This window comes from Methanoculleus sp. MH98A (assembly GCF_000691865.1).
Classification (GTDB): domain Archaea; phylum Halobacteriota; class Methanomicrobia; order Methanomicrobiales; family Methanoculleaceae; genus Methanoculleus.
The window spans coordinates 1-896 of sequence record NZ_JMIO01000221.1 but is presented as its reverse complement, the minus strand read 5'-3'; the positions used below and the strand labels follow the sequence as shown (position 1 = coordinate 896).

General features: G+C 55.7%; 2 protein-coding genes. Both read right to left on the bottom strand.

The window, feature by feature from the left end; genetic code table 11:
• Positions 1-101: 101 nt before the first annotated feature.
• Positions 102-266 (bottom strand): hypothetical protein, encoded by a 165-nt coding sequence (locus EI28_RS14230; RefSeq protein ID WP_155937377.1) that lies wholly within the window; start codon positions 264-266, stop codon positions 102-104.
• Positions 267-268: 2 nt separating this feature from the next.
• Positions 269-896, bottom strand: a 628-nt coding sequence (locus tag EI28_RS12665; RefSeq protein ID WP_048115396.1) for a UbiA family prenyltransferase, incomplete at its 5' end; no start/stop codon positions are given.

Sequence of the window (896 nt, the reverse complement as noted above, 5' to 3'; positions counted from 1 at the left end):
TGCCGCGGGAGATCTCATGTCGTACTCTAAGATGCTCTCCGGCTGCCAGACATTTATTGTGCCGATGAATTTTCACCTCTTCAATGAATCTTCACGGCTGTTCATACCGGGAGATACTGAACTGCAAGGGTGAGGAGGTAGAGGATGATGGCCAGCAGGATGAATTCTCCGTCGGTGAACAGTTCGAAGAAGAGTTTCTCTTTCCCGAACCGCCGGAAGCCCAGAAGATATCCCTGGGCGTAGATCGTGCCCGAAGCCAGCAGCAACGCTACACAGAGACCCGACAGGCTCCGCCGGTGAACACCAGTACGGTTCCGACGGTCAGGTTCAGCCCCGTGAGGAGAAAGAGCGTCTTCCGTGTGCCGAGGATCGTCGGAATCGTCCTGACTCCCGATGCGGCGTCCCCCTCCACGTCACGCAGATCGAAGACAACTGTGTTGATGAATACCTGGAAAAAAAAGAAGATCCCGACGATACCGGTGGCGGCGTCCACGGGAAGGCCGGCATGGCAGACTGGCAGGAGGACCGTGGGAATGGTCCAGGAGAACGCCACAGTCAGACTCTTCATGATTGGGATCTCTTTTAATCGCCGGAACCCGAACCCGGCAGGGAAAAGTGGCACGCTGTAGACGATCCCGGCGACCAGAGGAGCAGCTGTTACCAGCAAACTGTCGACCCCCTGGAGAGCGGAGTGGCAGATAGCGATGATGTAGGCGCCGATCGCAGAGCGAAACAGGATGGATTCGTATTTCTTCGTGAATGCATACCGTTCTGTGTGATTTATGACGTCCTCGTCTTCGTCGGTTTTGCGGTTGAGGTTGTAGACGGCGAATACGATAAGCATCAGTATTGCTGCGGCAACCAGGTCGAAGGGGAGGCCTTGCAGGAAACACGAG